This window comes from Kitasatospora sp. NPDC087314, assembly GCF_044744365.1.
Taxonomy (GTDB): domain Bacteria; phylum Actinomycetota; class Actinomycetes; order Streptomycetales; family Streptomycetaceae; genus Kitasatospora.
In genome coordinates, this window is the sequence record NZ_JBIUYE010000010.1 from 155983 (window position 1) to 181684 (window position 25702).

24 protein-coding genes are annotated in these 25702 nt (G+C 72.7%); 6 read left to right on the forward strand and 18 right to left on the reverse strand.

The genetic code is table 11. From position 1 onward, the window contains the following. Nucleotides 1-72 precede the first annotated feature (72 nt). From ACIO5E_RS22645 to ACIO5E_RS22670, 6 genes are all read right to left on the reverse strand, one after another. Nucleotides 73-1284 (reverse strand): acyl-CoA dehydrogenase family protein, encoded by a 1212-nt coding sequence (locus ACIO5E_RS22645; protein WP_400670618.1) that lies wholly within the window; start codon nucleotides 1282-1284, stop codon nucleotides 73-75. After that, entirely contained in the window at nucleotides 1284-2312 is a 1029-nt protein-coding gene (locus tag ACIO5E_RS22650; RefSeq protein ID WP_400670621.1) for a phosphotransferase family protein, read from the reverse strand. The genes ACIO5E_RS22645 and ACIO5E_RS22650 overlap by 1 nt, the downstream gene beginning before the upstream one ends. 230 nt (nucleotides 2313-2542) lie before the next feature. Then, nucleotides 2543-2698, reverse strand: a complete 156-nt coding sequence (locus ACIO5E_RS22655; protein ID WP_400670623.1) for a hypothetical protein — start codon at nucleotides 2696-2698, stop codon at nucleotides 2543-2545. A gap of 69 nt (nucleotides 2699-2767) precedes the next feature. Further along, nucleotides 2768-4177: a uracil-xanthine permease family protein gene (locus ACIO5E_RS22660; RefSeq protein ID WP_400671045.1), complete on the reverse strand. Its 1410-nt coding sequence runs from the start codon at nucleotides 4175-4177 to the stop codon at nucleotides 2768-2770. 152 nt (nucleotides 4178-4329) lie between these two features. Beyond that, nucleotides 4330-5280 (reverse strand): ArsR/SmtB family transcription factor, encoded by a 951-nt coding sequence (locus ACIO5E_RS22665; RefSeq protein WP_400670625.1) that lies wholly within the window; start codon nucleotides 5278-5280, stop codon nucleotides 4330-4332. 170 nt (nucleotides 5281-5450) lie between these two features. Further along, nucleotides 5451-6059, reverse strand: a complete 609-nt coding sequence (locus ACIO5E_RS22670) for an RICIN domain-containing protein (RefSeq protein WP_400670627.1) — start codon at nucleotides 6057-6059, stop codon at nucleotides 5451-5453. A 249-nt stretch (nucleotides 6060-6308) separates the two neighbouring features. On the opposite strand from ACIO5E_RS22670, the gene ACIO5E_RS22675 reads away from it, so the two are divergent. Next, nucleotides 6309-8663, forward strand: a complete 2355-nt coding sequence (locus ACIO5E_RS22675; protein WP_400670629.1) for an ATP-binding protein — start codon at nucleotides 6309-6311, stop codon at nucleotides 8661-8663. Nucleotides 8664-8938: 275 nt separating this feature from the next. After that, complete coding sequence (locus tag ACIO5E_RS22680) at nucleotides 8939-9304, forward strand: hypothetical protein (protein WP_400670632.1); 366 nt, start codon at nucleotides 8939-8941, stop codon at nucleotides 9302-9304. 93 nt (nucleotides 9305-9397) lie between these two features. On the opposite strand, the gene ACIO5E_RS22685 is transcribed toward ACIO5E_RS22680, so the two are convergent. Further along, the gene (locus ACIO5E_RS22685; protein WP_400670634.1) at nucleotides 9398-10540 is read right to left on the reverse strand and encodes a serine hydrolase domain-containing protein; all 1143 of its coding nucleotides are present in this window, start codon (nucleotides 10538-10540) and stop codon (nucleotides 9398-9400) included. A gap of 265 nt (nucleotides 10541-10805) precedes the next feature. Here ACIO5E_RS22685 and ACIO5E_RS22690 point away from each other — a divergent pair, with 265 nt between their 5' ends. Next, nucleotides 10806-11582 (forward strand): MerR family transcriptional regulator, encoded by a 777-nt coding sequence (locus tag ACIO5E_RS22690; RefSeq protein WP_400670636.1) that lies wholly within the window; start codon nucleotides 10806-10808, stop codon nucleotides 11580-11582. A 48-nt stretch (nucleotides 11583-11630) separates the two neighbouring features. Further along, nucleotides 11631-12743: a hypothetical protein gene (locus tag ACIO5E_RS22695; RefSeq protein ID WP_400670638.1), complete on the forward strand. Its 1113-nt coding sequence runs from the start codon at nucleotides 11631-11633 to the stop codon at nucleotides 12741-12743. A 106-nt stretch (nucleotides 12744-12849) separates the two neighbouring features. Here the strand turns inward: ACIO5E_RS22695 and ACIO5E_RS22700 are convergent, their stop codons facing one another. From ACIO5E_RS22700 to ACIO5E_RS22725, 6 genes are all read right to left on the reverse strand, one after another. Then, entirely contained in the window at nucleotides 12850-13749 is a 900-nt protein-coding gene (locus ACIO5E_RS22700) for a Gfo/Idh/MocA family protein (RefSeq protein ID WP_400670640.1), read from the reverse strand. 32 nt (nucleotides 13750-13781) lie between these two features. Next, the gene (locus tag ACIO5E_RS22705; RefSeq protein ID WP_400670642.1) at nucleotides 13782-14450 is read right to left on the reverse strand and encodes an O-methyltransferase; all 669 of its coding nucleotides are present in this window, start codon (nucleotides 14448-14450) and stop codon (nucleotides 13782-13784) included. Between the two features lie 89 nt (nucleotides 14451-14539). Beyond that, nucleotides 14540-15205, reverse strand: a complete 666-nt coding sequence (locus tag ACIO5E_RS22710) for a DedA family protein (RefSeq protein WP_400670644.1) — start codon at nucleotides 15203-15205, stop codon at nucleotides 14540-14542. A gap of 202 nt (nucleotides 15206-15407) precedes the next feature. After that, nucleotides 15408-16220: a class I SAM-dependent methyltransferase gene (locus tag ACIO5E_RS22715; RefSeq protein ID WP_400670645.1), complete on the reverse strand. Its 813-nt coding sequence runs from the start codon at nucleotides 16218-16220 to the stop codon at nucleotides 15408-15410. A gap of 197 nt (nucleotides 16221-16417) precedes the next feature. Then, nucleotides 16418-17269, reverse strand: coding sequence for a spermidine synthase (locus tag ACIO5E_RS22720; protein WP_400670647.1), 852 nt, complete (start codon nucleotides 17267-17269; stop codon nucleotides 16418-16420). Next, nucleotides 17266-18252, reverse strand: a complete 987-nt coding sequence (locus ACIO5E_RS22725) for an alpha/beta hydrolase (protein WP_400670649.1) — start codon at nucleotides 18250-18252, stop codon at nucleotides 17266-17268. The genes ACIO5E_RS22720 and ACIO5E_RS22725 overlap by 4 nt, the downstream gene beginning before the upstream one ends. Before the next feature lie 277 nt (nucleotides 18253-18529). Here ACIO5E_RS22725 and ACIO5E_RS22730 point away from each other — a divergent pair, with 277 nt between their 5' ends. Then, nucleotides 18530-19942 (forward strand): selenium-binding protein SBP56-related protein, encoded by a 1413-nt coding sequence (locus tag ACIO5E_RS22730; protein WP_400670651.1) that lies wholly within the window; start codon nucleotides 18530-18532, stop codon nucleotides 19940-19942. Here ACIO5E_RS22730 and ACIO5E_RS22735 read toward each other — a convergent pair. Next, a complete protein-coding gene (locus tag ACIO5E_RS22735; protein WP_400670653.1) occupies nucleotides 19933-21141 on the reverse strand; it encodes a globin domain-containing protein in 1209 nt (402 codons plus the stop codon). The genes ACIO5E_RS22730 and ACIO5E_RS22735 overlap by 10 nt on opposite strands. A gap of 79 nt (nucleotides 21142-21220) precedes the next feature. Next, nucleotides 21221-22177 (reverse strand): helix-turn-helix domain-containing protein, encoded by a 957-nt coding sequence (locus tag ACIO5E_RS22740; protein WP_400670655.1) that lies wholly within the window; start codon nucleotides 22175-22177, stop codon nucleotides 21221-21223. Nucleotides 22178-22333: 156 nt separating this feature from the next. Between ACIO5E_RS22740 and ACIO5E_RS22745 the strand changes: the two genes are divergently transcribed. Continuing rightward, nucleotides 22334-23443 (forward strand): NAD(P)-dependent alcohol dehydrogenase, encoded by a 1110-nt coding sequence (locus ACIO5E_RS22745; RefSeq protein ID WP_400670658.1) that lies wholly within the window; start codon nucleotides 22334-22336, stop codon nucleotides 23441-23443. A 145-nt stretch (nucleotides 23444-23588) separates the two neighbouring features. Here ACIO5E_RS22745 and ACIO5E_RS22750 read toward each other — a convergent pair whose 3' ends face one another. The 3 genes from ACIO5E_RS22750 to ACIO5E_RS22760 form a co-directional block, all read right to left on the reverse strand. Further along, nucleotides 23589-24092, reverse strand: a complete 504-nt coding sequence (locus ACIO5E_RS22750) for a DUF6114 domain-containing protein (RefSeq protein WP_400670659.1) — start codon at nucleotides 24090-24092, stop codon at nucleotides 23589-23591. A 2-nt stretch (nucleotides 24093-24094) separates the two neighbouring features. After that, nucleotides 24095-24751, reverse strand: a complete 657-nt coding sequence (locus ACIO5E_RS22755; RefSeq protein ID WP_400670662.1) for a DUF6230 family protein — start codon at nucleotides 24749-24751, stop codon at nucleotides 24095-24097. A gap of 141 nt (nucleotides 24752-24892) precedes the next feature. Continuing rightward, a complete protein-coding gene (locus ACIO5E_RS22760; RefSeq protein WP_400670664.1) occupies nucleotides 24893-25645 on the reverse strand; it encodes a TetR/AcrR family transcriptional regulator in 753 nt (250 codons plus the stop codon). Nucleotides 25646-25702: the final 57 nt, after the last annotated feature.

The following is a 25702-nucleotide window of genomic DNA, read 5'->3' on the forward strand; positions in this document are numbered from 1 at the left end:
GTAGGTGCCGTCGGCGGGCGCCGTCGCGTCAGCCGCACGGGCTCGGCCGGACCGCGCTCAGGCGTGCCGGACTCAGGCGTGCCGCTTCAGCTCCCGGCGGGCCAGCGAGCGCTTGTGCACCTCGTCCGGGCCGTCGGCCAGCCGCAGGGTGCGGTTGCCGGCCCAGAGCTGGGCGAGCGGGGTGTCCTGACTGACGCCCGCCGCGCCGTACGCCTGCACGGCCTTGTCGAGGATCCACTCGACGGTGCGCGGGGTGGCGATCTTGATCGCCTGGATCTCGGTGTGCGCGCCCCGGTTGCCGACGGTGTCCATCAACCAGGCGGTCTTGAGCACCAGCAGCCGCAACTGCTCGATCCGGACCCGGGATTCGGCGATCCAGTCCTGGACCACGCCCTGCTCGGCGAGCGGCCGACCGAAGGCGACCCGCCCGCTCACCCGGCGGCACATCAGCTCCAGGGCGCGCTCGGCGATGCCGATCGCGCGCATGCAGTGGTGGATCCGGCCGGGACCGAGCCGGGCCTGGGCGATGGCGAAGCCCGCGCCCTCCTCGCCGATCAGGTTGCCGACCGGGACGCGGACGTCCTCGAACAGCACCTCGGCGTGGCCGCCGTGGTCCGCGTCGTCGTAGCCGAAGACCGTCATGCCGCGCTTGACGGTGACGCCGGGGGTGTCGCGCGGGACGAGTACCATGCTCTGCTGACGGTGCGACTCGGCGTCCGGATCGGTCTTGCCCATGACGATGAGGATCCGGCACTGCGGGTTCATCGCGCCGGTGATGTACCACTTGCGGCCGTTGACGACGTACTCGTCGCCGGCACGCTCGATCCGGGTGGCGATGTTGGTGGCGTCCGAGGAGGCGACCTCGGGCTCGGTCATCGCGAAGGCGGAGCGGATCTCGGCGTCGAGCAGCGGGCGCAGCCAGCGCTCGCGCTGTTCGGCGGTGCCGAACTGGGCGAGCAGCTCCATGTTGCCGGTGTCGGGGGCCGCGCAGTTGAGCGCGGGCGGGGCCAACTGCGGGCTGCGGCCGGTGATCTCGGCGAGCGGGGCGTACTGCAGGTTGGTCAGGCCCGCGCCGCCCTCCCCCGGGAGGAAGAGGTTCCAGAGGCCCTGCTTCCGCGCCTCGGCCTGGAGTTCGGCGACCACGGGCGGGACGTTCCAGGACGGGCGGGCGGGGTCGGCGAGTTGTTCCGCCAGGACGGCCTCGGCGGGGTACACGTGCTGGTCCATGAAGGCCAGCAGCTGCTCGCGGAGCGCGTTCGTGCGGGCGTCGTAGGCGAAGTCCATCAGTTCTCCTTGAGGGTGCTCAGGCCGTGCCGGGCGAGGATCGGGGCCATCTCGCCGGCCCGCTCGAAGCCGGCGCCGAGGGTACGGCCCTGCTGGTAGCGGTAGTGGATGCCCTCGGCGACGGCGGCGAGCTTGAAGGACGCGAAGGCGACGTACCAGTCGAGGTCCGCTGCTTGACGCCCGGTCGATTCCGCGTAGTACGAGACGATTTCGTCAGCCTTCGGGAAGCCCGGGGCGGTCATGGCGGAGGGGATGATGCCGCCGCCGACGCCGGCCAGTTCGGTGTACATCACCAGCAGGCCGATGTCGGTCAGTGGGTCGCCGAGGGTGGACATCTCCCAGTCCAGCACGGCGGCGATCGCGTCGGTGTCGTCCACCAGCACGTTGTCGAGGCGGTAGTCGCCGTGCACCAGCGCGGGCGCCGGGGAGGCGGGCAGCCGGTCGGCGAGCAGCCCGTGCAGCCGGTCGAGCTCGGGCAGCTCGCGGCTGCGGGACGCGGCGAGCTGCTTGGACCAACGGCGCAGCTGGCGCTCCAGGTAGCCCTCGGGACGGCCGAAGTCGGCCAGGCCGACGTCGGCCGGGTCGATCCGGTGCAGGACGGCGAGGGTGTCGACGAGCCGCCGGCCGAGGGCGCGCACGCGCTGCTCGCCGAGGGCGGCGAGCGGGGCGACGTCCCGGTGCGCGACGCCGGGGACGTACTCCATCAGGTACCAGGGGGCGCCGAGGACGTCCGTGCCGGGGTCGAGCAGCAGGGTGTGCGGGACGGGCACGCCGGTGTCGCGCAGCGCGGTCATGACGCGGTGCTCGCGGCCCATGTCGTGCGCGGTGGCGAGGACGTGTCCGAGGGGTGGGCGGCGCAGCACCCAGCGCGCGGAGCCATCGGTGAGGACGTACGTGAGGTTGGAGCGGCCCCCCTCGATGAACTCGGCCCGCAGCGGGCCCTGGACGGTGCCGGGCAGCTCGCGGTCCAGGTGGGCGCGCAGGCGGGCCAGGTCCAGGCCGGACGGATCGGCGGGGGTCTCGGGCATCGGTCGGCTCCTCACGGTGGGACCTCGTTGACTAAGCGCTTGCTTAGCATTCAACCGGACGCCACCCCCTGTCAATGCCACCCGCCCGCGACGAACCCCCCGAGCCGGGGGTGGCGATGGCCGCGCAAGCAGCCCCGACGCGCGGGAAGTCGGGTGGGCCGACTTACCGTCGCGAAGCGGCGGCGGCCCCTCAGTGGGCCGACTTACCGTCGCGAAGCGGCGGCGGCCCCTCAGGGGAGCGAGGGGCCGCCGGTCGAGCGACTGGGGACTCTCCGGACGACTACGGAGTGACGGTTGAGGAGCTCCGCCGCCCGGCGGAAGCCCTCCGGGGTGTCGGTGCCGTAGGCCTCCAGGGCCTTGGCGACGACCGCCTCCGCGCCGCCCATCGCCGTCACGTAGGACGCGCCGGCCTGGGCAGCCGTTACCCGTCGCTGCGCCGCGGCGCAGCGCGGCGGTCAGCCGGTGGGTCGGTCCGGGTCGCCGTCGGCCCCGGCTTCCGCGTCGTACGAGGACGTGCCGGAGTCCAGCAGCGGCTCCTGCGTCTTGAGGTGCGCGGGGGCCAGCGCCCGCAGCGCGTGGTAGCTGGTGATGACGACCAGCGTGCCCAGCGCGATGCCGCTGATGGTGAAGGTGTCGGTGAACTTCATGCTGACGTTGCCGACGCCGATGATGATGCCCGCGGCGGCCGGCACCAGGTTCAGCGGATTGCGCAGGTCCACCCCGGACTTGGTCCAGATCTGCGCGCCGAGCAGGCCGATCATGCCGTACAGGATGACGGTGATGCCGCCGAGCACCCCGCCGGGGATCGCGGCCACGACCGCGCCGAACTTCGGGCAGAGGCCGAAGAGGAGCGCGAAGCCTGCTGCCGCCCAGTAGGCGGCGGTCGAGTAGACCCGGGTGGCGGCCATCACGCCGATGTTCTCGGAGTACGTCGTGTTCGGCGGGCCGCCGACCGCGGTCGAGAGCATGGAGGCGACGCCGTCCGCGGAGATCGCCGCGCCCAGCTTGTCGTCCAGCGGGTCGCCGGTCATCTCGCCGACGGCCTTGACGTGCCCGGCGTTCTCCGCGACCAGCGCGATCACCACGGGCAGCGCGACCAGGATCGCGGACCACTGGAAGGTCGGGCCGTGGAAGGAGGGCAGACCGATCCAGTCCGCCTTGCCGACGCCCGACAGGTCCAGGCGCCAGTGGTCGGTGAGCTTGCCGCTCGCGTCCACCGAGTGGATCTTCCCGAAGATCCGGTCGAACGACCAGGAGATCCCGTAGCCGAAGACCAGCCCCAGGAAGATCGCGACGCGCGACCAGAAGCCGCGCAGGCACACCACGGCCAGACCCGTGAAGAGCATCACCAGCAGCGCCGTCCACTGGTCCTGCGGCCAGTACGTCGACGCGGTCACGGGGGCGAGGTTGAACCCGATCAGCATGACGACCGCGCCGGTCACGATCGGCGGCATCGCCGCGTGGATGATCCGCGCCCCGAACCGCTGGACCATCAGGCCCACGAGGAACAGCGCCACGCCCACCACGAACACCGCGCCGGTCACCGTCGCGCTGGTGCCGCCCTGCGCCCGGATCACCGCGGCGACGCCCACGAAGGAGAGCGAGCAGCCGAGGTAGCTGGGCACCCGGCCGCGGGTGGCCAGCAGGAAGATCACGGTCGCGACGCCGGACATCATGATCGCGAGGTTCGGGTCGAGCCCCATCAGCACGGGCGCCACGAAACTCGCGCCGAACATGGCCACCACGTGCTGGGCGCCGAGCCCGACCGTACGGGGCCAGGAGAGCCGTTCGTCGGGGCGGACGACCGCCCCCGGCGCGGGCGTGCGCCCGTCACCGTGCAGCTTCCAGCGCACGCCGAGATCCATGGTGAGGTTTCGCTTTCTCTGTACGTTCAAGAACTTCCGCACCATTGTCAGGGGTGTCAGGTGCTCCTACGTCCACACGCCCCGTCCTGGGGCCACCTCGGCGTCGCCGCTCGGCACGGCGCGGTGCTCGTCTTCGGCGTCGGGGCGAGCCGTCAGAGCGGGTTGGCCGTGAGCAGGCCGGTCCCGAGGGGGGTGAGGGTGTGGACGACACACTGTCCGTCGCGGATCGACGTGATCATTCCGGCCGCGCGCAGGGTGGCGGTGTGCTGGGAAGCGGCGGGGGCGCTCACGCCGAGGCGGACGGCGAGCTCGGTGGTGGTGCAGCCCGCGCCGATCGCCCGCAGCGCGGCGGCCTTCCCCTTGCCGATGAGCGCGGTCAGGCCGTCGACTGCGGGGGGCGGCGGCTGGACGGCCTCGGAGGCGGTGTAGGCGAACAGGGGCTGCTGCCACGGGCTGGCGATCGACGGGGAGATCATGCCGCCGAGGAACAGGTTGGGGGACAGCACGAATCCGGCCTCGGCGCTGCGCTTCAGGTGCTCCGGGACGGTCGGGGCGGTGCCCTGGAGGGTGAGCTGGAAGCGCGTGGGGTCGCTGAACGCCTGGTGGACGTCGGCCAGCATCCTGCCCGTCCCCTGATCTCCGAGGGTGCCCCGGCGCATGCTGATGTCGGCGTTGAGCCGCTTGACCATGTCGGGCCAGTCGTCGGCCAGGCAGGCGCGGTAGAGGGCGTGGACGGCCTGTAACAGACGGTTCACCTGTGCGGCACCACCGTCCAACAGCTGCGCCACCGGTCTCGGTGTGGGACCCAACTCGGCGTACCGGCACAGCTCACCGTGCACCTGCTCCGTGCTGACCGCGCCGATCACGTCCAGTTCGTCGGCGATCGACACACCGCCCGGGACCAGTGGTATCGGGGGAGTCAGGAAGTCCGGGAGGTACAGCGGATGGGCCGCGACCAGCTCGATCAGCGGTAGGGCCCGGCCGGGCACCCGGGAGCGGACCGCGCGCCACCACCGCCGGGCCGGCAGCGGAGCCCCGCTGTCCTGTTGGAGCCCGATCACCAGGTGCTGGATCGGCGAGATCGCGAACCGAACGTTGGCCAAGTCCCGCGCCCCGAACGCCACTACAGCCACTCGCACTGCTTACCGCCCCCTCAGTCCGCTTGATCGCCCTGAGCCCCGCGCCCCGCGCCCCGCGCCCCGCGCCCCGCGAGCAGCATCCGGCCTCCCCCTCTTCCTGGGAAGAGGGGGAGGCCGGTGCCGTGCACCGTGGGTCAGGTCTGGTCGAGGACGGTCCAGCCCTGGTAGCCGGAATCCTGGGAGGGACCGTTACAGGGATAGCCGCGGGTGCCCACGTTGGAGACGTCGAGGCACATGTCCGTGTTGTCCTCCTCCCAGCGGCCGCTCTTCAGGACCGACTCGTAGGCGCCGGCTGCGGTGTAGCGGTTGACCAGGGCCCACTGCTGGAAGCCCGAGTTGAAGCTGGGGCCGTTGCACTCGTAGGTCCGCAGGCCGAAGTGGTTGCCGTCGTTGGAGTAGTCCAGGCACCGACCGGTGGCCAGGTTCATGAGCTGCGCCCAGCCGTTGGCGTACTCGGTGACCTTCCACTTCTGCCAGGCCATGCCGTTGCAGGTGAAGGCGCGCAGGTTGTCGGTGCCGTCGCCGTTGTTGGAGTCGTCCAGACAGGAGTCACCGGCGTCCGGCGACCAGGACACGAAGGTGTAGGTGTGCGCGGACATCCAGTAGTAGGCCCTGGTGCTGGCGCTGGCGTGGGCCGTCCCGAGGTCGGCGGTCCCGGCGTCGGCGGTCCCGACGTTGGCCATGCCGAGGCCGGCGGCCAGGGCTACGGCGGTGGCTGCGGAGCCGAGGGTACGGAGCTTCAACGGAGGTCCTCTTTCTCGTGTGGCCGAGCCGAGGTTCAAGGCGGGATGAGCACGTGGCCCGGTCAGAGGTGATCGGCTGGTGCTTCGGTCATCCCGTCCGTGCGTGCGCTGATCGCACGTGAAGTGGCGGGTCCATGCTGCCCGGGGCGGTCGGCTGAAGTCCCGTTTCCCACACAACCCCACACACGCCGGCAGCTCGCTCGTAGACTCAGGCTGTCAGGAACACGGCACCACGGGTCGGGGGACATCGTGAGTGAGCAGCGGAGCCGTCTGCCGGATCCCGGCAGCGCGGCCGATCTGACGGAGTTCATCGGCATGCTCGGGGAGCTGCGCGCGTGGGCGGGAATGCCGTCCTACCGGTCGCTGGCCAAGCGGGCCGGACCGTTCATGAGGCCCGCGCGCGTCGTCTCGCCCTTCACCGTCGTGGACGCCTTCAAGCCCGGGCGCCGCCGCCTGGACCTCGACCTCGTGCTGGCGATCGTCCGGGCGCTCGGGCTGGAGGAGGCCGAGGCCGCCCAGTGGCGGGATGCCTGTCTGCGGGTCCATCGCGGGGTGCGGACCCGCGGGCCGAACGGGGTGCCGCGGCAACTGCCCGCGGCGACGCGGCATTTCACCGGGCGAACCCGCGAGCTCAAGGAGCTCGACGAGCTGCTGGGCGATCGGATTCCCAGCTGCGGCGCGGTCGTGATCTCGGCGATCGCCGGCACCGCCGGAGTGGGCAAGACCTCCCTGGCCGTGCACTTCGCACACCGGGTCGCCCACCGCTTCCCCGACGGCCAGCTCTTCGCCGACCTGCGCGGCTTCGACCCCGCCGGACCCCCGACCGAGCCCGCGAACGTGGCCCGCGGCTTCCTGGACGCGCTCGGCGTTCCGGCCCCACGCATCCCCGCCGACCCGGACGGACGACTCGCGCTCTACCGCAGCCGTCTCGCCGGCACCCGGACGCTGATCGTCCTCGACAACGCCCGCGAGGCGGCACAGGTCCGCCCGCTGCTCCCCGGCTCGGACACCTGCCTCGTTCTGGTCACCAGCAGAAACCGCATGCCCGGCCTCGTCGCGCTCGACGGCGCCGTCCCGCTCGCCCTCGACGTGCTCTCCCGCGAGGAGGCACGCGAACTGCTCGCCCGCCGCATGGGTCCCGAGGCCGTACTGGGCCAACCGGACGTGGCCGACGAGCTGATCGATCTGTGCGCCCGGCTGCCGCTGGCCCTGAACATCGCCGCCGCACGGGCGGCCGAGCGCGCCGACACCCCGCTGAGCATCTGGACACGCGAACTGCGCGACACCCGTGCCCGCTTGGACCTGCTGTCGGCCGGCGACAGCCAGGCCGACGTCCGGGCGGTGCTCTCCTGGTCCTACCACGCCCTCGCCCCGCAGGCCGCCCGCCTGTTCCGCCTGCTCGGTCTGCACCCGGGTCCGCGCATCAGCGCAGCGGCGGCCGTGAGCCTCGCAGGCCTGCCGCTCGCCGAGACCCGCCGCCTGCTGGACGAACTCCATCGCGCCCATCTGATCACCGCGGTGGACCGGGACCGGTACACCTTCCACGACCTGCTGCGCGCCTACGCCGCCGAACTGGTCGCCGCCGACTCCACCAGCACGCAGGCCGAGGCGTCACGGCGGATGCTCGACCACTACCTCTGGACCGCGCACCGGGCCGGTTCCCTCGCCTACGCCGACGACGCCTCGTGGCATCCGTTCGACCTCCCGGCGCCGGCCGTCGGGGTGACGCCCGAGGTCCTCACCGACCGCGGGCAGGCCCTCGCCTGGTACCAGGACGAACAGTCCGTGGTCGAGCAGCTCGTCCCGTGGGCCCACCGGGCGGGGTTCGACGATCACGCCTGGCAGCTCGCCGCCACGCAGGTGTCCTACCTGCAGAAGTCGGGGCTGTGGCAGCAGTGGCAGCAGGTCGGCGAGACCGCACTGGGCGCCGCCGAGCGCGCCGCGGACCTCGTCCGGCAGGCACACGCGCACCGCTGGCTCGGCCAGGTGCACCGCTCCCAGGATCGCCAACCCCAAGCGCACCTCGAACTGCGCCTCGCCTGCGACCTGTTCGGCACCCTCGGGGAGCTGACGTGTCAGGGAAGGACCCAGCTCGACATCGCCATCACCCACGGTGAGGAACACGCTTACGCAGAGGCGGTGGCCGAGGCCCACCGGGCGCTGACACTGTTCGAATCCAACGGGGACTCCTCCGGACAGGCCCTCGCCCTCAACCTCATCAGCTGGTACCTGACGCGACTCGGCCGACCCCGCGAGGCCCTTCCGTACGGACTACGCGCCCTGGAACTCGCGCGCAGCTGCGGCAGCCTGCCCGCCCAGTCCTCCATCTGGGACAGCATCGGCTACATCCACCACCACCTCGGCGAGTACGAGCAGGCGCTCCCCGCGTACCACGAGTCACTGCGCCTGCGCCAAGCGGCTGGGGACTACTTCCTCCAGGCCGAGATCCACACCCACATCGGCGACGCCCACCTCGCGCTCGGCGACGCCGAGGCCGCCCGGCACGCCTGGACCCAGAGCCTCGCCATCCTCGAACACCTGCAGCATCGCGACGCCGACGCCGTACGCGCCCGTCTGGACCCGAACACCGCCCGACGACCATGACCGGGACGCGGTCCGAGCGGGCGAACGGGGCCGCGTCCAAGGGCCGTCCTGTTCAACCGGGTCCAAGGGCTGTCCTGTTTAAGGCGAGAGCTTCATGGCTGTCATGTGCGCGGGACAGAGGAACACCATGGGCCGCAGACGCCACCGCGGCGGACGCCGTGCCCCTACGGCCGAGCCTGCTCGGCGGCGCCAGCACCTCCCCACCGGGCCGACACCCGGTGTCACGACGCCCCGGCACCGAGTCCGGGGCCAGACGGAGTAATTGGGGGAGCCCCATGCGACTCACCAGGACGACGAAGCGCGCAGTGGCCGTCACCTTCGCGGCTGCCGCGCTCGGATTGGGTGCCACAACCTCGGCCTACGCGGCCGAGGGCACCTGGACGGTCACCAACAGCGGTGGCTGCCAGGCGCTGGAGAAGGTCCAGCTCATGAGCGGCCACGACTACATGGCGAACGACCCGATCGCCAACAGCGGCGGCTGTTCCTTCGGCATCTACAGCTGGAACACCTCGAGCTGGGTGTACGGACCGACCGGCAGCGGCGCCCAGTCGCCCTGGATCTACGACGGCCCGGGCAACAGCCTGTCCGCCTGCGTGTGGTCGACGGGCAACCCGAACTGGGTGTGCGGCCCGGCCAACTGAGCAGGGTGCGGTGACGAAGCCGTAGCCATCGGCGAGGCGGGAGCGGCCCCAGGTCCGCGCCCGCCTCGCCTGCCCGTCGGAGGTCCGAGGTGCTCAGTCCGTCGGCCGGGCCGGCCCGGTCCGCCCGCCGCAGAACACCTCCGTGACGAGCCGCTGCTTCACCTTCTCGAACACCGCGGCCAGGGCGGCCCAGCCGAGCTCGGCGCCCCCGAACGTCAGCGAGCCGGTCAGGGTCCTCCGGCCGTCGGGCGTGCTGTACATCAGCGACGCCCAGCCCCAGAAGCCGCCGTTGTGCTGGAGGATGGTGCCACCGCCGTCCGTCTCCTCCACGAACACCCCCAGGCCGTAACCCATCTTGGGGTGCGGCGTGCACATCTCGGCCAGCAGCGGGGCCGGCAGGAGCCTGCCGCTCATCAGCGCGGAGAAGAAGGTGTGGAGGTCCTGGCTGGTCGAGATCATGTCGCCGGCCGCGGAGATCCAGGAGGGGGTGAAGCGGGTGGTGTCGATCACCTTCCACCGGCCGTCGTCCTCGAACCCGTAGTAGCCGTGGGCGTGCGGCCGGGGGATCTCCGGCGAGGCGCCCGGCAGCACGGTGCCGGTCAGCCCGAGCGGGCCCAGGATCAGCCGCTGCATCTCCTCGGCGCAGGACCGGCCGGTGGCCTTCGCTATCAGCAGCCCGGCCAGCACGTAGTTGGTGTTGGAGTAGTTCCAGTCCGCCCCCGGCTCGAACCGCGCCGGCTTGGACAGCGCCAGCCGCACCAGCTCCTCCGGCCGGTAGGTGCGGAACTGGTTGTCCGCCCACTCCTTGCCCACCCCGGGGACTCCGCCGGGCACGACCGTCCCGTCCTCGTAGACCTCGCCGGTGAAGCTGAACAACCCGCTGGTGTGCTGGAGCAGCATCCGCACCGTGATCCGGCGGTCGAGGCCGAACTCGGGCAGGTAGTCGTCCGCCGGGGCGTCCAACCCGATCCTGCCCTCGGCGACCAGTTGCAGCACCAGGGTCGCGATGAAGGTCTTGGTGATGCTGCCGATCCGGAAGTGCCCGTCGGTCGGCGGCTTCGCGGCCTCGCCCAGCTTGCGCACCCCGGCGGCGCCGACCCACTGCCCCTGCTCGTCGTGCACGCGCAGCTGCACCCCGGCGAAACCGGAATCGACGATCTCCTGGAGGGCCTTCCGCAGCTCGGGGCGATCCGACGCGGCAGCGGTGTTCTCGATGGTGTGGTGGGAGTCCCCCATGGTCGTTTCCTATCTCGCGACGGTGGGTGTTCGGCACGGCTCGGAAGCGCCACGGTGGCCCTGGCGGCCACCGACCCCTTCGCGGCGGCCATGGGATGAGCGTGCACGTTGACCCAAGGTCAAGGTCAACCCCGGCTGCCGGCCTCGGCGACCAGAGGGATGAGCTCCGAACGGATGCGCGCTACCCTCGCCCCTGTGATCGCCCGCAACCCGCACCTCCAGGCAAGCGCGAGGGCCGCCCACGATCCGGAGGTGCGCTGAACCGATGGCGACCGGACTCACGATCGGTCAGGCGGCCGCGTTCGCCGGTGTCACGATCAAGACGGTGCGGCACTACCACCGGCTCGGCCTGGTCCAGGAGCCGGAACGCGACGGTTCCGGCTACCGGCGCTACCGGTCGACCGACCTGCTGCGGCTGGTCCAGGCCCGGACCCTGGCCGGGGCGGGCGTGCCACTGGCCGAGATCGGCGACCTGCTCGACGCCGATCCCGAGCGGTTCGCCGCCGCCCTGGACGACGTCCGTCGCCGGCTCACCGAACGGATCGAGGATCTGGTCGCGCGCCGCGACACGCTGCACCGGCTCACCCGAGGTGACCGGGCCCTGCTGCCCGACCGGGCCTGCGCGGTCCTGGACCGACTCGCCGATCTCGACTTCAGCCCCGACTACGTGGCCACGCAACGGGAGGCCCTGGTGCTGGCCCAGGCGCTGGTCCCGGAGGTCTTCGACCCCTTCCTGACCCAGCTCGAACACTGGCTCGACGACCCCGAATGGATCGAGCTGACCAAGCGGGGCTGGGCCGCGATGTCCTGGGACCCCGACGACCCGCGGATCGACGAGCTGGCGTCCGCGCTGGCCGCCAAGCTGCTGGCGAACCGCGCACTGCTGGCGATGCCGAACGGGTTTCGGTACCAGTCCGACACCGCCTCCCGGTACGGACTGGTGAACCACCACCGGGAAGAGCAGTCGCCGTCCATCGCCCGGTTGAACTCCCTGGTCGAGGCGAAGCTGCGCGCGGCCGGCATCGACGTCCCGCGTCAATGACGGGCGCCCGATGCCCCATCTCCCCCGCGCGCCCGACAGAATGACGCCATGAGGATGATCCACACCCTGGCCGGCGTGCTGCTGCTGATCGTCGTCGTCGGCAGCATCCTGCGCACCCTGGTCGTCCCGCGCGGGCTGTACTCGGCGCTGGTCCACCGGCTCTGGCGGGTCCTGCGGACAACGCTGCGCTGGTCCGCCCTGCCCTTCGACACCTACCGCGCGCAGGACCGGGTCCAGACCTGGCTGGCCCCGCTCATCCTGGTCGGGATGCTCGCGGTGTGGCTGGGCGGCATGCTCGTCGCCTACACCCTGCTCCTGCACGGCACCTCGGACCTGAACTGGTCGGTGGCCTTCCGCGAGGCCGGGTCCAGCCTCTTCACCCTCGGCTTCGCCAGCGGCGAGCGGCTCCACCTGTCCGCGATCGACTTCCTGGCCGCCGCCAGCGGCCCGCTCGTGATCGCCCTGCAGATCGCCTACCTGCCGACGCTGTACGCCGCCTACCAGCGCCGCGAGACCGAGGTCACCCTCCTGCAGTCCCGGGCCGGCGAGCCCGCCTGGGGCCCCGAACTGCTCGCCCGGCAGTCCCTGGTCGACACCGAGACCGCCCTCCCCCAGCTCTACCGGGACTGGGAGCGGCTGGCCGCCGACATCGGCGAGAGCCACTCCAACTACCCCGTGCTGCTCTCCTTCCGCTCCCCGCAGCCCAACCGCAGCTGGGTGGTCGGCCTGATCGCGGTGATGGACGCCGCCGCCCTCCACCTCGCCCTCTGCCCCCGTTCGGCCCCGCCCGAGGCCCGGCTGCTCCTGCGCGCGGGCTTCACCGCGATGCGCGACATCGGCCGCTCGCTGCGCGTGGACTTCGACCCGGACCCGGACCCGGACGTCCCGATCCGCCTGACCTACACCGAGTACATCGGCGCCGTCGCCATGATCACCGCCGCCGGCTTCCCCCGCGAGCGCGCGGTCGAGGAGGCCTGGCCGCACTTCCACGGCTGGCGGGTCAACTACGAGACCGTGGCGTACGAACTCGCCCGCCGCAGCGACGCCGTCCCCGCCCTGTGGACCGGCCCGCGCGACTTCCACGCCCCCGTCATCCCCCCGGCCCGCCCCACCGACCGCCGCCCGTCGAACCCGCCCCACCCCACCCTGCCGCCGGCCTGACCGTCCGGCAGGCAGGACGATTTCCCCCGGGAGTATCACCCGTGGTGCGTGCAGCGGGCGGAGGCCGTGGCAATCGCCGTGGCGATAAGCGGGGCGTGACGCAGGCTCAGACCTCCACCGGCGCGCCGGTGGCCAGCGAGCGCTCGGCGCCGGCGAGGATCTCGACCACCCGCAGGCCGAAGTCGGCCCCGCAGGGGTGCGGTTCGCCGGTGCCGGCCGAGGTCTGCAGGGCGTCCAGCGCCCGGTGCAGGGCGGCGATCGGGCCCTCGCCGCGCTCGGGCAGGTGGGCCACGCCGTGCTCGCCGCGCAGCTCCATGCCGGTGCCGCCGGCCGCGACCGGCGCGGTCAGGCTGAGCGCGAGGGTGCTGGACGCGCCGGCGGCGTGCCGCACCACCAGGTGCACGGTGTCCAGCGGGCCGGCCACCGCCGTCACCTGCGTCACGTCGCCCAGCACCGGCAGCAGCACCGACAGCGCGTGCGGGCCGACGTCCCACAGCGCGCCCTTCTCCTGCCGCCACGGCGAGGCCGCGTACGGGCTGGCGCTGCCGGGGGCGAACACCGAGCCGAGCCAGTCCGAGCGGCCGGTGAACCAGCCGCCCAGCGCCGCCTGCCGCTCGATCCACGGGATCTGGTCGCCGCCGAAGCGGACGGTGAAGAAGACCACCGAGGCGACCTCGTGGGCCCGGACGGCCTCGGCCACCGCGCGTGCGTCCGGCACGGTCAGCGCCACCGGCTTGTCCAGCAGCAGGTGGCAGCCCGCCTGCGCGGCCCGCACCGCGAGGCCCGCCTGCACGGTCGGCGGCAGCGCGATCGAGACCGCGTCCACCTCGTCGAGCAGCCGGTCGAGGTCCGCGTACCCGGGGACACCGTGCGCCTCGCCGAGCGCCGCGGCCGCCTCCGGCCGACGGGCCCAGACGCCCGTGAACTCCAGCCCGGGGTGCGCGGCCAGCACGGGCGCGTGCACCCGCTCCGCCCAGGGGCCGGTGCCCAGCAGTCCGATCCGCACGATGTCTCCGTTCGTCCTCGTTGTTCTGTGGTTCAGCTCTGCACGCGGGCCAGCGTGAAGCCGTCGTAGCCCTTGCTGCCGACCGTCTGCACCGAGGTCGCGGTGACCCTCGGCTCGGCGGCGATCAGCTCGTGCAGCGCGCGGGTGCCGACGACCGCCGGGTCGGTGCTGTCCGTTTCCGCGACGGCGCCGCCGCGCACCACGTTGTCGACGATGATCAGCGAGCCCGGCCGGGTCAGCTGGAGCGCCCGCCGGAAGTACTCGGGGTTGCTGGGCTTGTCGGCGTCGATGAAGACCAGGTCGAACGGCTCCACGCCCTGCTCCACCAGCGCGGCCAGCGAGTCGGCGGCGCGGCCGAGCCGCACCTCGGCGACCTTCTCCAGCCCGGCCCGTGCCAGGTTCCCGCGGGCGACCTCGGCGTGCTTCGGGTCGATCTCCAGGGTGATCAGGGTGCCGTCCGCGGGCAGCGCCCGGGCCAGCCAGATCGCGCTGTAGCCGCCGAGCGTGCCGACCTCCAGGATCCGCCGGGCGCCCTGGGTCAGCGCCAGCAGGTGCAGCAGCTTGCCCTGGTTGGGGGCGACGGCGATCTCCGGCAGTCCGGCCGCGTCGGCGGCGACCGCCGCCGCCTCCAGGGCCGGGTCGTGCCCGACCAGCTGCTCGGAGAAGTACGCGTCCACGGCGTCCCACGTCGACTGGGTCATCGGGCCCTCCAGTGTGCAAGATCGGCAGGTACCCGCCGATGCTACTCCGGGGGCCCGACACCCCCTCCGCGGTCAGGCCCTACGATCCGTCACTCCGCGACCGGCGCCTTGGCGGCAGCAGCGGCAGCAGCCGCCTCCTCCGCCTCGATCTTGGCGTGCGTCCTGGCCGCCCGACGCTTCATCACCCACGCCGAGAGGCCGCCGACCAGCACCGCCGCGGCCAGGCCCGCCCAGGAGAACCGGGCCAGCCACGGCTCGATGCTCTTGCCGACCTTGTAGACCAGCAGCGTCGTCCCGCCGGCCCAGACCACGCCGCCCAGCACGTTGGCGACCAGGAACTTCCAGTACGGCATCTTCAACGCGCCCGCGAGCGGCCCGGCGAAGATGCGCAGCAGGGCGATGAACCGGCCGAAGAAGACCGCCCACATCCCCCACTTCTGGAAGGAGCGCTCGGCAGTGGCCAGGTGGGACGGCCCGAAGTGCTTGGGGAACTTCCGCCCGAGCTTCTCGAACAGCGGCTTGCCGCCCTTGCGCCCGATCGAGTAGCCGATCGAGTCGCCGATGATCGCTCCGAGGATCGCGCACACCGCGACCCCCGTCGGGCTCACCACACCCTTGACCGCCATCAGGGAGGCCGTGACCAGCGCGATCTCGCCGGGCAGCGGGATGCCCAGCGACTCCAGCCCGATGATCAGGGCGACCAGGGCGTACACCGCGGTCGGTGGGACGCTCTCGATCCAGGCGTCGATGTGCAAGGCCAGTACCTCCGTGGCAGGACGGGACCGGCGCGGCCCTCAGCGGTGCCGCACGCCGATCCCGGCAGTTGTCCGATGGCGGCAACGCGGCCGCTTCCCCATCAGGGCAGCCTAACGTGCCGGGCGGCCTGTCCCCCTGGCCGATCACCCGTGGTTACGACGTGCGGCGCCCCGCCGTGGTTCCAGCCCGACCAGGCTTTCCTCAAGATTCGGCAAAGAGAAGTGCGACCACGGACGGCCGCCGCTTCGCCCGGCGCACGAAGGGCAGCAGGGCACGCACCAGGCCCCGCCCGCCCTCCGGGTACACCTCTCGGGCCTCGCTCACCGCCGGGTGGGCGGTGAGCAGCTTGCCGCGCTCGTCCGCGTCCATGCCGAACGGCATCGGCGGCGCCTGGTAGTGCCGGTCGCGCAGCTTGCCCCGGACGGACCGGTCGCTGAACCAGCGCGGCACCGCGTCCAGGACGAGCGAGGCGCCGGGGAAGCGCTCGGCGCAGGCCGCGATCAGCGTGCGCACCTCGTCCGGCCGCAGGTACATCAGCAGCCCCTCGGCGCAGATCATCACCCCGCGGCCCGGGTCCACCTCCGCCATCCAGGCCGGGTCGGTGGCCGAACAGGCGAGGATCCGGTGCCGCTCATCCGGCGGGAGCAGCCGCTCCCGCAGCGCGGCGGACTCCGGCAGGTCCACCGACAGCCAGTCGGCCCGGCCGTTGTCGACCCGCCAGGCCTGGGTCTCCAGGCCGTCCCCGAGGCCGACCACGGTGCCGCGCGGGCACCGGTCGAGGAAGTCCGCCACCTCGCGGTCGAAGCAGGCCGCGCGCAGCGCCTGCAGCTGGCTGACCAGCGCGCCCTGCCCGAAGCGCGCCGCGAACGGGAAGTCGATCCGGTCGACCAGCTCGACCGCCTTCGGATCCTCCAGCACCGTGTCCGGCCGGCGTGCCTCCACCGCCCGGTGCCACAGCGTCCACAAGGCCGTCTCCGGCACCTGCGCCAACTCCGGCCGCTCCCCACCGCTCATCGTTCACTCCCTCGGACGTGCTCCGCGCTGGACGTGCTCCGCGCTCCGGCCTGAACCCGCCGATTCTGGCACCCCGGACGTGGGGAGGCTCGGGGCGACGCGCGGACCTGCGGGCGACCGCCGCAGCGCCGCCGGGCCCGGTCGGGCAGCCCGGACGAGCGGCCCGGGCAACCCGGCCTCGTCGACCGGCGTGCGGCTCAGCCGATGCTGAAGGCGCCGTCCGGCGGGGGCGGGGAGTCGGTGGCGTCGGCGTCCGTGACGGGGGCGGTCCGGCCGACCAGCGCCGTCAGGTCGGCGCCCTCGGTGAGCCGGGCCGGGAAGATGTCGCCGGCCAGCAGCCGGGTCAGCTCAGCCACCGGCAGCGGCGCCGTCGAACCGGCCAGCAGGATGTTGCCGTACCGGCGGCCGCGCAGCACCGGGGCCTCGGCGACCAGGCAGGTGTGCGGGAACACCGCGCCGACCGTCGCCGCCTGCGCCCGGGCGAAGGCGAGCGGCGGGCCGTCCGCCAGGTTGGCGGCGTAGCAGCCGCCGGGCCGCAGGGCGGCCGCGGCCAGCCGCAGGAACTCCACCGAGGTCAGGTGCGCCGGGGTGCGCGAGCCGTGGAAGACGTCCGCGATCACCAGGTCCTGGGAGCCGGCCGGGGTCTCGGCCAGGGCCGCGCGGGCGTCGCCGACGGTCGCGGTGATGTCCGCGCCCGGCCCCTGCCAGGGCAGCTGCTCGGCGACCAGGTCGAGGAGCGGCCCGTCCACCTCGACCACCCGCTGGCGGGAGCCGGGGCGGGTGGCGGCGAGGTAACGGGGCAGGGTGAGCGCGCCGCCGCCGAGGTGCAGCGCCTCCAGCGGCCGCCCGGCGGGGGCCAGGGCGTCGGCGAGGTGGCCGAGCCGCCGGGTGTACTCGAACTCCAGGTGGGTCGGGTCGGCGAGGTCGACGTAGGACTGCGGGGTGCCGTCCAGGGTGAGCAGCCAGCCGCCGTCCCGGTCGAGGTCCGGCATCAGCTTGGCGAAGCCGAGGTCGGTCTGCCGCCCGACCGGCACCGGCTCGTTCGTCATGCCTTCTCCTCCACCGGCTGCTCCCCCACCGACACGACGTCCAGGTAGGCGGCGAGCCAGCGGTCGAGTTCGGCGAAGACCTGGGTGCGGGCGGCCTCGCCGGAGAGGACCAGGTCGTGCATGCCGCCCTTGATCCGGACGACGGTGACGTGCCGGCCCAGCCGGGGGCCCTGGTCGGCGATGTCGTCGGCGCGCAGCACGGCGTCGGCGTGGTGCAGGGCGTTGTGCCACTTGGTGGTGGCGATCGACCTGGTGGAGGCCATCAGCAGCACCGGCACGTCGATCCCGAGCCCCTGCCGCAGCCGCCGGTGCCCCTGGTGGATGGCGGCCAGCCAGCCCGCGAACAGCGGGAAGCCCTCGGCGGGCTTGAGGGTGAGGTCGAAGTCCCACTCGCCCTTGTGGTCCTTGTGCAGGCTGTGCGTGTAGTGCGGGTTGAGCGTCGACGGCAGCACCCGGGTCGGCGCCAGCCGCCCGATCGCGGTCACCGCCGGGCCGCCGACCGTCCGGACGGCGGGCCCGGCCGGCATGGACAGGAACGGGCTGTTCAGGAACAGCCCGTCCACCAGGCCCCGCCCCGATCGCCGCCCGGCCCACAGCGCCCCGATCAGCCCGCCGGTGGAGTGCCCGTTCAGCAGCAGCTGCCGGTGCCCGTCCACCTCCCGGATGATCCGCACCGCCTCGTCGATCTCCTCGTCGTACTCGGCGAGGTCCCGGACGAAGTTCGGCGACTGGTGCGGGCGCAGCGAGCGGCCGTACTTGCGCAGGTCCAGGGCGTAGAAGGAGAACCCGAGCGCGGCGAAGTGGTCGGCGAGGTTGGTCTGGAAGAAGTAGTCGTTGTACCCGTGGATGTACAGCACGGCCCGCTCCGCCCCCGGCACCACCCGGCGCACCAGCGTCGCGCAGACCTCCCCCTCCTCGTCCGCCCGCAGGGTCAGCTCGGCCGCCTCGTAGGGGGCACCCAGGACGTCTTCCCGAAACTCCATCTGCGCCGCACCCGTCCTCTGCTCTGCCCGCCGACCTGGCAGGCCGCCACCGTTCCGAGCCACGACCATACCGGCCGGTAGCCCCCCACTGCGCGGCGGCGTCCGCCTCCGGGGCGCATCGGGCCGGTTCCGGGTGGGGCGGGGCTGCGCGGGTGGGGCCGGTCCGCGCCGCACCTCCTGCCCGCTCCCCGTGCGCCTGCTGTGCGCCGGTGGTCGTGTGGAACGCTTCCGGACAGATCCGACTCCGGTTGTCACGCAGGCGAGTTGAGGAGAACACATGCCGCAGGCCGGCCAGAGCCACACCGATCCGTCGCTGTACCGTTCGGCCGCTGAGGCGATCGCGGCGCCGCCGGAGCGGCTGGCGTACGTCGCCGGGTTCGACCGGGCCGGGGAGCGGCCGGACGCGCTGCTCACGGTGGACACCGACCCGGCCTCGGCGAGCTACGGGAAGGTGTTGAACTTCGCCGAACTTCCCACCTTGGGCGACGAGTTGCACCACTTCGGGTGGAACGCCTGCTCCAGTGCCCTCGCGCACGCCTGCCACGAGAACCCGGAGCGGCGGTATCTGCTGCTGCCGGGGTTGCGGTCGTCGCGGCTGCACGTGATGGACACCAGGCCCGACCCGGTGCGGCCGCGCCTGGTGAAGACCGTCGAGGCGGAGGAGCTGGCGGCCAAGGCCGGGTACTCGCGGCCGCACACGCTGCACTGCGGGCCGGACGGGGTGTTCCTGTCCTGCCTGGGCTGCGGGGACGGCACCGACGGCCCGGGCGGGGTGGCGCTGCTGGACCACACCACCTTCGAGGTGCTGCGCCCCTGGGAGACCGAGCGCGGGCCGCAGCACTTCGCGTACGACGTCTGGTGGCACCTGGGCACCAACGTCGGCGTGACCAGCGAGTGGGGCACCCCGTGGATGGTCGAGGACGGGGTGCTGCCGGAGCTGCTGCTGGGCCGCAAGTACGGGCACGCGCTGCACTTCTGGGAGCTGGACTCGGGACGCCACCTCCAGCGCGTCGACCTCGGCGACCAGTACCAGATGGTGCTGGAGCTGCGCCCGGCGCACGATCCGCAGGCGGAGTGGGGCTTCGCCGGGGTGGTGACCAACGTCGAGGACCTGTCCTCCTCGGTCTGGCTCTGGTACCGGGAGGGACCGGCGTTCACCGCGCGCAAGGTGATCGAGATCCCCGCCGAACCGGCCAAGGCCGAGGATCTGCCGCCCGCGCTGCAGCCGTTCGGCGCGGTGCCACCGCTGGTCACGGACATCAACCTGTCGGTGGACGACCGCTGGCTGTACGTGTCCGCCTGGGGCACCGGCGAGTTGTTCCAGTACGACGTCTCGGACCCGTTCCACCCCCGCCTCGCCGACTCGGTGCGCCTGGGCGGCGTCACCGCGCGCACCCCGCACCCGGCCGAGCCGGGGCGCCCGTTGAGCGGCGCACCGCAGATGGTGGAGATCAGCCGGGACGGGCGGCGGCTCTACCTCACCAACTCCCTCTACGGCGCCTGGGACGACCAGTTCTACCCGGACGGCATCGAGCCGTGGATCGTCAAGCTGGACGCCGACACCGAGGCGGGCGGGCTGCGCATCGACGAGCGCTTCTTCCCGCACGGCGCCGACTTCCGGGGCCTGCGCGTCCACCAGACCCACCTGTCGGGCGGCGACGCCTCCTCGGACTCGTACTGCTACCGGTAGAGCGCCTGGTCGTACCGGACCCGCGCCAACGGCAGCCCGGCCGCGAGGAGTTCGGAGCGGACGGAGGCGACCATGCCGACCGGGCCGCTGATGCAGGCCAGGTGCTCGCGCCAGTCCCCGGCGCCGGCGACCGCGTCGGCGAGCCGCCCGGCGGTGACCGGGGTGAGCGCCAACCAGGGCTTGTGCACGCCCAGTTCGGCGATGGCCGACCAGTCGTAGAGGTCGGTTCGGTCCCGGGCGCCGACGAACAGGTGCACCCGGCGCCCGGGCGGCCGGTGGGCGGCCTGCTGCTCGATGATGGCCTTCATCGGGGCCAGCCCCGTGCCGCCCGCGACGAGCAGCAGGTCGCGGGGGTCGTCCTCGGGCGGCAGGCCGCCGCGCGGCGGGCCGAGGCGCAGCCGGTCGCCGACGGCGGTGTGCTCGACCAGTGCCGCGCTGACCCCGTCCGGGCCGGTGCGGCGGACGTGGAACTCCAACTCGTTGTCGGTGCGCGGGGCGCAGCCCATCGAGTACTGCCGCCAGGTGTGCGGCAGCCGCGGGTGTTCGACGGTGCCGTACTGCCCCGCCCGGTACGGGTACGGCTCGCCGGTGCGCACCCGCAGCACGACCAGGTCGGGGCGGCGGCGCTCGTGGCCGGTCACCACGGCGTGCCAGTACGGGGGTTCGGTGAGGGCGGAGTCGGCGCCGGCGGTCATCGCGCCGACGGCGAAGCGCAGCATCCGCACCCAGGCGGCTTCCAGCTCCCCGCTCCACCGCTCGCCGGCCCGGTGCCGGATCGCCGCGCACAGAGCCTCCTCGAAGGCCTCGTAGTGGACCGGCCGTACGCCCAGCTTGCGGTGGTCACGGCCGAGTTGGCGGAGCATCGACTCCAGTTCGGCCGGTCGGTGCAGCTGGTCGATCAGGTGTCGGAAGATCCGCTCCAGGTGGGCCTGTTGGAAGTCCATCGAGGCGGGGAAGAGCGGGCGCAGGTAGGGGCGTTGGCTGAACATGACCGCGTAGAGGTGGTCGATCAGGTCGGCGAGCGGGGAGACCGGGCCGAGGCCGCGTCGGATCACCTGCTGGTCGGCGGCGCCGTCGTAGCCGTCGCTCCCGGTCTCGGCCTCCGACGGCGAGGCGGGGGTGAGGAGTTGGCGCCGCAGTCGCATCGCGTGGTGGCGGGCGATCAGGCGGTCGTACTCGTGTGTGCTGCTGTTGTCCATGACCTGCCCAGTCAACCGCCGTCCGCCGAAACGGTGAAGGGCCGATGGCCCCGGACGGTCCCGGGACCATCGGCCCCTCTCAGGCGCCCTGGCCGGTTTGGCCGCCCTGGCTGCCCTGGCTGCCCTGAACGGCCTGCCCGGCCCGGGTCACCCCGCCCGTCGAGCCGCCCGTCGCCCCGGCCGCCTCGGCGTGGTCGTCGGTGGCCGCCCAGCTGGCCAGCAGGCGCAGGGACTCGGCCGAGCCGGAGCCGGGCTCGGCGTGGTAGGTGACCAGCACCTGGTCGGGCTCCCCCGCCGGGCGCAGCGTCTCGTACTGGAGGCTGAGCCGGCCGACCACCGGGTGGTGCAGCTGCTTGGTTCCGTGGCCCTTGTCCTGGATGCCGTGGGCGGCCCAGAGGCGACGGAAGTCGGCGCTCTTGAGGGAGAGTTCGCCGATCAGCGAGGCGAGCCGGGGGTCGTCGGGGTCGCGTCCGGCGTCCAGCCGCAGCATGCCGACGACGTCGGTGGCCTTGCCCTCCCAGTCCTGGTACAGCTCGTGCGCGGCCGGGTCGAGGAAGACGTGCCAGGCCATGTTGCGCTGCTCGGGCGGCATCGCGGCGAAGTCGCCGAGCAGGGCGGTACCGAGCCGGTTCCAGCCGATGACGTCCAGCCGCCGGCCGATGACGTACGCGGGCACGCCCTCCATGGCGTCCAGGAGCTGCTGGAGCGCGGGCCGGACACACTGCCGGCGGGTGACGGCCCGGCCGGGGCGGCGGCGGGCGGGTTTGGTGAGCCGGCCGAGGTGCTCGCGCTCGGCGGGGCTGAGCCGCAGGACCCGGGCGATGGCGTCCAGGACGGCGGCGGAGACGCTCTCGCCGTGGCCCTGTTCGAGCCGGGTGTAGTAGGCGGTGCTGACACCGGCGAGCTGGGCCAGTTCCTCCCGGCGCAACCCGGGCACCCGCCGCCGGGTGGTGGTGCCCGGCAGCCCGACGTCCTCGGGCCGCAGCCGGGCGCGGCGGGATCGGAGGAACTCGCTCAGTTCGGTGCGCTGGTCCATGTCTGCAGTATGCGGGGGATCCGCGCGGACGGGGTGGGCCAGGGTGACACTGCCATGCGTACGCTCCCTGGTCGTACGTCCGGGTTCCCTACGTCCGGGGTTCGTACGAAGACCTCTGGACTGGTTGGCCGCTCCGCGCCGCTGCAGGCTGGAAGCATGACGAACACGACGACGAACGCAACGACGACGAGCACCACCGAGGTCGCCACCGAGGGCACCACCCGCACGGTCGCCGCCTACGCCGCGGCGCGGCCGGACGCCCCGCTGGAGAAGACCACCATCACCCGCCGGGCGGTGGGCGAGCACGACATCGTGATCGACATCAAGTTCTCCGGCATCTGTCACTCCGACATCCACCAGGTCGGCGAGGACTGGGGCTCCGGCATCTTCCCGATGGTGCCGGGCCACGAGATCGCCGGCGTGGTCCGCGAGGTCGGCCCGGGCGTCACCCGCTGGCAGGTCGGCGACCGGGTCGGGGTCGGCTGCTTCGTCGACTCCTGCCGGGAGTGCGACAACTGCCGGGCCGGCCTGCAGCAGTACTGCACCGGCCGGGGCGGCGCCGTCTTCACCTACAACGGCGTCGGCCACGACGGCCTGCCGACCTACGGCGGCTACTCCTCGGAGCTGGTCGTCGACGAGGAGTACGCGCTGCGCATCCCCGACAACCTGTCGCTGGACGCCGCCGCGCCGCTGCTGTGCGCCGGGATCACCCTGTACTCGCCGCTCGCGCACTGGGGCGCGGGCCCTGGCCGGAAGGTCGCGATCGTGGGCCTCGGCGGGCTCGGCCACATGGGTGTGAAGATCGCCCACGCCATGGGCGCGGAGGTCACGGTGCTCAGCCAGTCGCTGCGCAAGCGGGAGGACGGGCTGAAGCTCGGCGCCGACCACTACCGGGCCACCTCCGACCCGGCCACCTTCACCGAGCTCGCGGGCACCTTCGACCTGATCGTCAACACGGTCTCCGCCGACCTCGACCTGAGCGCCTACCTCGGCCTGCTGCGCACCGACGGCACCCTGGTGCAGGTCGGCGCGCCGGAGAAGCCGGTCACGGTGAACGCGCACGCACTGCTCACCGGCCGCCGCTCGCTGGCCGGCTCGATGATCGGCGGGCTGCCCGGCACCCAGGAGATGCTGGACTTCTGCGGCGAGCACGGCATCACCGCCGAGATCGAGCTGATCCGCGCCGAGCAGATCAACGAGGCCTACCAGCGGGTGCTGGCCGGCGACGTCCGGTTCCGCTTCGTGATCGACGCCGCGACGATCTGATCCCGCGGGTCGGCAGCCGGAGCCCCGACCTCCGGCGGCGCCCCGACGCCCCGTACCCGGCGACGCCCGCCCCCTGGTGCTCTCCCAACACCAGGGGGCGGGCGTCATCGCGGGCCGGGGCGTCCCAGGGCTTGTCGGACCAGCCCTACACCCCGACCTTGGCCCGGGAGGATCGGCGTTCCTGGCGCCGGTCCTCCCGCCGCTGCCGCCCCCGGCGCAGCGGCTGCTCGGGCAGCCAGCCGAAGGTGAGGCAGGAGCCCACCAGCCCGAGCAGCATCCCGATCAGGAAGCCGCCGAAGTTGGAGGTGAGCCAGCTGGCCAGCGAGGCGAGCACGCCGATGACGGAGTAGAACAGCCGCTGAGCCGGGTTGAACAGGATCAGCAGACCGCACACCACCATCACCGCCGGTACCAGGTACCCGGCCAGGCCCTGGATCCCGACGTGCAGGATGACGGGCAACGGGGCGCGCTCGATGAACAGGATCTCGGCGCCGCCGAGGAACACCAGCAGCCCGCCCCAGAACGGCCGCTTGCCCCGCCAGTCACGTTTGACCGGGCGGGTGGCGGGGGCAGGGGTGGGGGCCGTCCCCTCGGCACCCTCCGCCACGCCCTCGCCGGGGCCGGCCGGCTCCGGCACGGACTCCGCCATGGTCAGCAGCCCTTGGAGCTGAAGCTCAGCCGCAGGTTGGGCAGCTTGAACCCGACCGCCGTGCTCGCGTAGTTGTGCTGGTTGAGGTGCGTCAGCACGACGGTGTCGGCCTGCTGCCCGAAGACACCGGGGTTGCCCTTGCCCTTGTCGCCGGCCTTGGTGTACGTGCTGGCGTCGCCGCCGATCTCGATGTTGCTGAACTCCGCGTCGCCGGACAGCATGTCGGAGTCGGTGGTGAGGTCCGTGGCGCTGACGGGAGTACCGCCGTCACCCGCGTGGATCACCAGGTTGACGCCGCCGAGGTCGACGCTCTGGCACAGGTTGGTGATCTGGGCGTTCTTGATCGCCGATACCGCGACCAGGACCTGACCGCCGGTGGAGCCCTGGTTGGGGCTGTCGGGGATCATCGAGTCCAGACCGCCGAACTGCGCGAAGCCCTTGCCGTCGAGCCTGTCCGCGGTGATCGTGAACGGCATGCCGCTGATGGAGAACTGGGCGGCGAGTACGCCCTGGGCGGTGAGGGTCATCAGCACGGCGCCCGCCGCGACGGCCGGGACGGCCATCAGGGCGCTGCGCTTCAGCCGTACCCGACCTCTCCTGGCGCCGGTCGGCGTCTCCGGTGCCTCGGCCGCGGCGGCGGCCTCCTCGGACATGGCCATGTGTGCTCCCTGTAGGTGGGTGGGGTGTACAGGCACTGGCACGGTGCCCTGGCGCGGACAGCGTTCCACGGCCCGACCGGGCCGCCCGCCCCTCGGCAGCGGGGCGGGTGCGGTCGGACCGCAGGTTGAGTAACTGGGAAGCTACTGCTCAGTATTGGCCGGGTCAATACGGGTGCACGAAGGATCTTCACCAATCGGCAACCCGAGCCGACCGGCCGCTTCCGCCGCACCGAGGAAGGGCGCGAGGCAGAACATGCTCAACACCGGCAGGAGTTCCGGCAGTTGAACGGTCCGACCGGAGTCGATCCGCCGGTAGACCGCGCTGTAGACACCACCCACCACGGCATCCACCATCTCCATCAGCCGTACACCAGCGGGCGGTTGGGGCACCTCAGCGAAGAACGCCCGGAATCGGGTGAGGAGTTGGTCCCGCTCGCGGCGCCCGGCCGGGCCGACCGCCTCGATCTCGATCACCGCCATGGTCGCGAAGGCCGGTGTCCCCGCCAGCAGTTGGAGCATCGCGCCGAGGGCCTGCCGGATCCCGGCGCACCAGTCCGACTCCGCCGCGAAGGCCGCCGCCATCCGCCGGATCACCACCCCGGTACCGTGCCGGTGCGCGGCCAGGAAGGCGTCCTCCTTGCCGCTGAACAACTCGTAGAAGACCGGCCTCGTCACACCCGCGGCGCGGCAGATGTCGCTGACCGTGGCCCGCTGGTAGCCGCGCTCGGCCACCGTGTGGACCAGCCCGTCGAGCAGCCGCTCGCGCTGGGTGGCGGCGACCACGCCCGGGGGCAGCCGGCTCGGCCCGCGCTTGATCGACCGGGCCGGGTCACGGCCGGTCCGCGCGCCCGGCAGCAGGATCACGTCGGCACTTCGGAGGTGTTTCCGTTCCATCACCAACTCCTGTGACCTGTCTTGACATTGACGCAACGCCGGGTTTACAACACTGAC